5 protein-coding genes are annotated in these 6,950 nt (G+C 60.7%); 3 read left to right on the forward strand and 2 right to left on the reverse strand.

Annotated elements, in window-relative coordinates:
- Positions 1-116: 116 nt before the first annotated feature.
- Positions 117-1,202, reverse strand: coding sequence for a TIGR01212 family radical SAM protein (locus tag NZK35_RS06120; protein WP_259631710.1), 1,086 nt, complete (start codon positions 1,200-1,202; stop codon positions 117-119).
- Between the two features lie 136 nt (positions 1,203-1,338).
- On the opposite strand from NZK35_RS06120, the gene NZK35_RS06125 reads away from it, so the two are divergent.
- Positions 1,339-1,800 (forward strand): FHA domain-containing protein, encoded by a 462-nt coding sequence (locus NZK35_RS06125; RefSeq protein ID WP_145207048.1) that lies wholly within the window; start codon positions 1,339-1,341, stop codon positions 1,798-1,800.
- 141 nt (positions 1,801-1,941) lie between these two features.
- On the opposite strand, the gene NZK35_RS06130 is transcribed toward NZK35_RS06125, so the two are convergent.
- Positions 1,942-4,278 carry a protein kinase domain-containing protein gene (locus NZK35_RS06130; RefSeq protein ID WP_259631711.1) on the reverse strand — a complete coding sequence of 779 codons (2,337 nt, stop codon included), beginning with the start codon at positions 4,276-4,278 and terminating at the stop codon, positions 1,942-1,944.
- 59 nt (positions 4,279-4,337) lie between these two features.
- Here NZK35_RS06130 and NZK35_RS06135 point away from each other — a divergent pair, with 59 nt between their 5' ends.
- Both NZK35_RS06135 and NZK35_RS06140 read left to right on the forward strand, forming a co-directional pair.
- Complete coding sequence (locus NZK35_RS06135; protein ID WP_259631712.1) at positions 4,338-5,642, forward strand: amidohydrolase family protein; 1,305 nt, start codon at positions 4,338-4,340, stop codon at positions 5,640-5,642.
- A gap of 165 nt (positions 5,643-5,807) precedes the next feature.
- The gene (locus NZK35_RS06140; protein ID WP_259631713.1) at positions 5,808-6,875 is read left to right on the forward strand and encodes an SAM-dependent methyltransferase; all 1,068 of its coding nucleotides are present in this window, start codon (positions 5,808-5,810) and stop codon (positions 6,873-6,875) included.
- The last annotated feature ends 75 nt before the right edge of the window (positions 6,876-6,950 follow it).

Genomic DNA, 6,950 nt, shown 5'->3' on the forward strand with positions numbered 1-6,950 from the left:
CCCGAGGCCTGACGGCCAGCCGCTCACCATTAACTCAGCAGAACCCGACTAAATCGACAGCCCGCCAGCGCCGGTCCGCTAACACCTGCAGAGACAAATTCAAAGCTGACCACGCACTAGCTTTGGCTCGGTGCCCCTTCCATCTTCAGCACCGGCAGCCGGCCGCGGACGTCGATTTGGGAACGGATCGATGCGGGCGTGTTGTCGGCCGGTCGCGGTCGTTTCTCAGGCAAAAGTGTCGGTGGGCGATAGAGAGAGCCTTGGCGGGTGCCCCGGCGGGCGAATTCGGCTTCGATTTGAAGCTTCAACGTTGACTTTTCCAGGCACCACTGAGGGGCGATCAGAAACTTTGGTGGCGCATCACCGCTGATTCGTTCGACGATTGTCGTGGGAGGGATGCGTTCCAGGAAGTCGACGACGGTGTTCACGTAAGTGTCCTGCTGCATCATCTGAATTTTACCGCTGGCAACTTCTTCACCCAGCGGTGTCCCTTGGACGGCATACAGGTTGTGCAGTTTGATCGCGTCGAAACCGAGTCGCGCCACTTCGTCGGCGGTCTGCATCATCATCTCGTGGGTTTCGCCGGGGATCCCCAGAATGATGTGGACGCAACACTCGAATCCTTGTCCGCGGCTGCGATCGATGGCGTTGATCAGGTGATCGTGGCGGTGGGCGCGATTCATCCAGTCGAGTCCCGGCTGATGCATCGTCTGCATCCCGAATTCCAGCGAAACGTAGTGATCTTGGGCCAGTTGGCGAGTCAACTCGACGACACTCTCGGGAACGCAATCGGGACGGGTGCCGATCGCCAGGCCGACGATATCGGGGTGCCAGCGGAGCGCCATCCGAAAGACTTCTTCGAGCTGGTCGACCGGGGCGTATGTGTTGGTGGCGGGCTGGAAATACGCTAGAAAACCGGCCACCTGCTTGTAGCGTCGCCGAACGCTGGTGATGCCGCCCTGCAATTGCTCGCTGACTCGTTTTAGCCGTACCCGTCGCGAGGGGCTGAACGAGCGGTTGTCGCAAAAGTTGCAACCGCCGCGTGCGACCGCGCCGTCCACGTTGGGGCAGGTGAAACCGGCGTCGATGCTGACCCGCTGGACCCGTCCGCCGAAACGGCGACGCAGGGCGGCGCCGAACGCGTTGAAGGGAAGACCTTCGCGTTGCCAGGCCAAACGATCGTTACAATGAGAATTTGTCAAAGGAGTCCGTTGCCAAACGATGGTACTGGATCGATAGTAGTAGGTGGCGGGAACCCCGCCCGTTATCATTTGTTTTGTTCTGATCCCTACCAGTCTACCGCGACAGACAGTTCCGCCACATCCCGCGAGGACGACGGTGAATTATTACGACGACGACGAAGACCTCGATTTTGCCGGCCCCTACGGACAGTTGACGCCCGTCGGCGGCGGCGACCCGATTCCGCTGATCAAAGATCGCCTGACCATCGGCCGACGGTCCGAATGCGACGTCCAGCTGAAGTTCAATAATGTCTCCGGCCAGCATTGCCGTCTCTCCCTGGAGCACGGCTATTGGTTCATCCGCGACATGAACAGCCGCAACGGTGTGAAAGTCGACGGCCGACCGGTCATCCGCAAACGGCTCGATCCGAAGTGCAAGTTGTCGATCGCACGCCATGAGTATCTGGTCGAATACGATCCGCAGACGCTCGGCGCCTACGGGCCTCCGCCGGCAGATGACGAGTACTTGGACGAATTGATGCGGAGCTCGCTGATGGACCGCGCCGGGCTCAGCAAACGGGACACCAAGCGACCCTTCGGCAACAAAGATCCCGAGTAGGGCATGCTGTGCATGCCATTTGTCACGCACAGCGTGACCTACCGGGCACTTGTCACGCACAGCGTGACCTACTCAGGCAATGGTCACGCACAGCGTGACCGATCCGGCGATCGATCGACGCACCCTGCCCGACGCCGCGTGCTACGGCGTCAGCTGTTGCGTTTCGGTCACGTCGACGTCCGCGCCGCGTTTGGAAGTGTCGCGTTGGGAGGATTCGCGTTCGGTCGCCGACGCCTCCGGCTCGTCATGATCTCGGCGATGTCTGCGATGGACGCGATCATCGCCGACTCGGCGGACAAAGATCCAAAGCGTGCCGCTGACCACCAGGATCGAGAGCATTGCCGCAGCCCCCTCCCAGTGCAATGTTTGCTCCATCGCCGCGACCGGCGCGAACACTTTGCTCAGCCGATATTGCACCAGCACCAGTAGATCGGCCTGGTTGTCGCCGCCGGAGCCAAACTTGCCTTCACCGGGCACCGCGACCGGCTGCATTGCCGCGATCCAGTGCCCCCCGTAGGCCTGGGCATCCTCGGCGACGGCCACGGGATCTTGGTAGTCGACATCACCGCCGCGCAGCAGGTCGTCCATCTTTTCCGCATCGACCTTGAACGGGTCACCCGCGTTGCGCATGCCGGCCCGGTGTCGGGCCTCCAGGTACGGGTGTTGCAAAATCGTTCCGCGCACCTTGCCTTCACGGGCCTCGACGAGCACGGCGACCTGGTTGGCACCCTCGTCGCCTTGCAGCAGTTCGAAATCACCCAAGTTGACCGTGGCCACAAACACGGCGTCGGGTTCGCCGGATCGGTCGCCGGACAAGTAGATGGGGCCGCTGATCGCCACTTTCCACAACCCCGTCGCGGTCGATTGGAAAGCGGCCGACAGGTGCATGTGATCGAGTGGTTTGATCGAGTCGATCGGCGTGTCTCGCGGCAGATCATTCTTAAGGGAGTGAAAATACGTCCGGTAGGCATAGTTGCGTCCGGCACTGTTTTGTTCGCGCGCGACGGGATTGTCATAAGCGATCGCGAAAATCGTCCCCGAATGGTCGGTCACAAACATCGTCGCCAAACGTGGGACCCGCGAATCGTCCGCCTCATCAGTGTATTGTTCCAAGCGTTTGTCGAGATATTTGTCCAGTGCGATGCGGGCGGGCAGGTCCAGCAGGGTGTCGCGCGTCTCGACCATCTTCAAAGCCAAGGCGCTGGTGCCCTGGTCGGCGATGATTTTCAGATTGCGACTGACCGCGGGGTCGCCGAGCGCCGCGGCGAGCGTGGCGCGAAAATCGGGCTCGTTGATCTCGTCGCGGCAGAGCCGGAAATAGCGTTCCAGCTCGCTCTCGAGTGTTCGTGCGGCAAATTTTGCCGCCAGCTCGTTGCTGCTGAACGCTTCTTTGCGCAAGGCCTGCTTTGTTTCTTCGCTGGCGCGATTGATGGTGCGGATCGCGTAAATACTCGTTACGACCAACAGCAAGATGGGCCCCAGAATCCCCAGCACCATCAGCGGTCGTCGCGCACGCAGTTCGTCTCGGCGATCCAAACGGTCCAGAATTTCTTGAACGTTGGTGAAGCGGTCGTCAGGATTGGCCGCCAAACAGCAACTGACGATCCGTGACAATTCGCGGTCGACGCCGGAGCGTTGGATGTGCCGGACCGGCGGCGAGGCTTTTTGGATCGACTCGCGGTATCGCTGCAACCGCTTGGGCAGTGAACCGGCGGTGTCGAGCTGTTCGATGATCGAATCTTCGCGATACGGCGGGCCGCCGGTCAGCATCCGGTACATGATCGCGCCGACGGCGTAGACGTCCCACGCACTGCTGGGTGAGGATTCCAGGTCGGCCTGTTCGGGGGCCATGTAGAACAGCGTGCCCAGCGAAGGCGATTGGTCATGGGTCATTCGGCTCTGGCCGAAATCAGCCAGCCGGGGCTCGTGGTCTTCGCCCAGCAGAACGTTGGCCGGCTTGAGATCGCAGTGCAAAACCCCCTTGCTGTGGCTATGGTTGAGCCCGACGCAGATTTTGCGAAACATCTGAACCGATTCGGCAACCGGCATCGCCCCGCGTGCGGTCAGCTCGTCTTCCAAAGACCCCCCGGTGACCAGCTCCATCACATAATAGGGTGGATCGCTGTCCCAGCCGACTTCCAGCACTTGGACGATGTGGCGATCTGAGGATAATTGCACGAGGTTTTTGACCTCATGGCTCAGCAGCGACCAATTCACACCGCCACGGTGCAAAAAAAACTTGATCGCGACGGGGCGACCGGTGTTCAGATCCCGCCCGACCCAGACCTGGCCGAACGCGCCGCTGCCCAAAAACCGTTCCAGCCGATACCCTGGGACATCGGCCGGTGGTGTCGTTGCCTGCATCGACAGCTTTTTGCTGGTCGATCGGCCGCCCTCGGTTTGATACTGCGTTTGGTCTTCGTTGCTCACTCCGTCACTCTCGCCCTCTTGGAGCCCCTCGCTCGTCATCGATGCCATTTCATCTTCCACGATCACCGTTTTTTATTGTAGCGGCCGGGACCCCCACGGTCGTCGAGGTGGCGACAAAGCTTTGCATCGGACGCTGCCTTCGTCTACCGCCGCGAATCTCGTTTGGCACCTTGGCCGTCGCTTCGGTCGTCGTCCTGGCCGCCGCCTGGATTGCTCCGGAAATGACCATCGCCCAGAATCCGACGCCGCAGGACACACGCCGGCAGGCTGGGAGCGAACAGGCTGCGTCGCCCTTGCCGCTGCCGCTCGATGGGCGTGACGGACGCGAATTGTTGCTCCGGAATTTTCGTCCGATTTCGAAACTGGTGGTGCCCCAAAATCCGCGACACTCTGCGGCGATGCCGGTCGTGGACGTTCACACCCATTTCCACTACCGGCTGCGTGATAGCAAAGAAGCCCTCGATGACTTTGTCCAATTGATGGATCGCAACAACATCGCGGTTTGTGTTTCACTGGACGGGAAACTCGGCGCTCAACTCGATCACCACGTGGAGTATCTCTGGTCCGACTATCGCGATCGCTTTGCCATCTTTGCCAACATCGATTGGCAGGGGAACGCGCCTCGAGACCAACCCGCGTTGTGGCCGTGTCACCGGCCGGGGTTCGCCGACCGTACCGCCGCTGCACTCGAACAAGCTGCCAAACAGGGCGTCAGTGGGCTGAAACTGTTCAAGCGATTCGGGCTGCAGTACAAGAACCCCGACGGGACCCTGATCAAGATCGACGATCCGCGGTGGGATCCGATTTGGGCCAAGTGCGGCGAGTTGGGATTACCGATCATCATTCACACCGCCGACCCGGCCGCATTCTTCGATCCCATCGATGAAACCAACGAGCGCTGGGAAGAACTCAGTCGTCACCCCGATTGGAGCTTTCACGGCGACGCCTTTCCATCGCGTCAGGAACTCTTCGAGGCCCGCAACCGGGTGATCGCGCGTCATCCAAACACACAATTCATCGGTGCCCACGTCGCCAACAACCCCGAAGATTTGAAGGTCGTCGCCGGGTGGCTGGACGAGTATCCGAATCTGTGGATCGAACCGGCGTCGCGGATCGCCGAGCTGGGGCGGCAACCGTTCACCGCGCGAGAGTTTCTGATTCGCTATCAAGACCGACTGTTGTTCGGCACCGACGGTCCCTGGCCCGAGACCCGTCTCCGGTTGTATTGGCGATTCTTCGAGACCCGCGACGAGTCGTTTCCGTACAGCGAAAAAGTGCCCCCGCCGCAAGGTCTGTGGCAGATCTATGGTGTCGATCTGCCCGACGAGGTGTTGAAAAAACTGTATTTCGAAAACGCCGGCAAGCTGATCCCCGGGATCCGCCAGCGGCTTGAGCGGTGGTCGCAAAATTGACGTCCGCCAAAGTGGGATAGGCTTCTAAGCTCGTCGATTCCACGCGGTAGGTGACGCTGTGCGTCACGGCTGAGATGTGGCGCACAGCGTCGCCTACCGTTCAGAAAGAACTCGAGTATGGCAGGCTGGAAGCCGATCCCACTTTCTCATCACAAAACTTAGACCATGACCTCTCCCGACAAACCCACCGCCGAGCCAACGTTTGCCATGTTGTGCTGCGCCAATGGCGCCGAAAAACAGGTCAAGCAATCGATCGCCGCGGCGGGTTGGCGGTTGGCGTTTTCACGACCCGGCTTCGTCACCGCCAAACACGACCAGCCGATGCCGTTGCCCGGCGGGACCTTCATCCGCACCGCGGCGCACTCGATCGGCCATCTCAAAGGTGCCGATGGCGAAACCCAGGTGAACCGGCTGATCGACTTGCTGGACGATACGTTTGCCGGCGGGCGGACGTTTGATCAACTGCACGTCTGGCCGCGCGATCGGCTGCCGATCGGAAAATTCGGCTTCGAACCCGGGGTCGATGAAGTCTCCAAGCTGGTGGCCCAGCGAATCCACACGGCACTTGTGGATCGTTGGGTCCGCGGCGATCAACCCAATCGCATTGCCGAGCCCGGTGAACGCGTGCTGGATCTGGTGTTGGTCGATCCGGATGACTGGATGATCGGATGGCACACCGCAGCCAAATGGCATTCGCGTTGGCCCGGTGGCGTGCAGCCGATCGAGCCGCAATATGAACCGATCTCTCGCGCCTATTACAAAGCCGCCGAATCGATTACCTGGAGCGGTTTCGATTTCGCGCCCGGCGACGTGGTGGTCGAAATCGGCAGCGCCCCCGGTGGTGCCTGCGGACGACTGCTCGAATTGGGGTTGAAGGTGATCGGAATCGATCCGGCGGAAATGGACGAGCGGATTGCCGATCACCCACGATTCAAACATCTCCGCGCCCGCGCCGGGGATCTTCCCCGCCGAGAATTTCGCAACGTCAAATGGCTGTTGGCCGATTCGAACGTGAAACCCGAAAAAACACTCACGACGATCGAGCACATCGTGACGCACCGTGAATGCTCGTTGTCGGGAATGTTGCTGACGATGAAGCTGGGCAACTACGATGCGGCGGGGCGAATCGACGCTTGGCTGAAGCAGATCCAGACCTGGAATCCGGTCGACGTGCAAGTCCGTCAGCTCGCCCGAAACCGCTGCGAAGTCTGCATCGCCGTGCAGTTGCGGTAGCACGGCCCGTTGGCCGGGCGCCCTGCCGCTAAATCGACAAGGTTTTGACCAGGGCAGGCCCGTAGGCTCGCGCCA

The organism is Stieleria sedimenti, from assembly GCF_025060895.1.
In the GTDB taxonomy this organism is placed as follows: Bacteria; Planctomycetota; Planctomycetia; order Pirellulales; family Pirellulaceae; genus Stieleria; species Stieleria sedimenti.

Coding starts and splice junctions, on each gene's coding strand:
- NZK35_RS06130 (WP_259631711.1), bottom strand. CDS start 4,278: ATGGCATCGATGACGAGCGAGGGGCTCCAAGAGGGCGAGAGTGACGGA.
- NZK35_RS06140 (WP_259631713.1), top strand. CDS start 5,808: ATGACCTCTCCCGACAAACCCACCGCCGAGCCAACGTTTGCCATGTTG.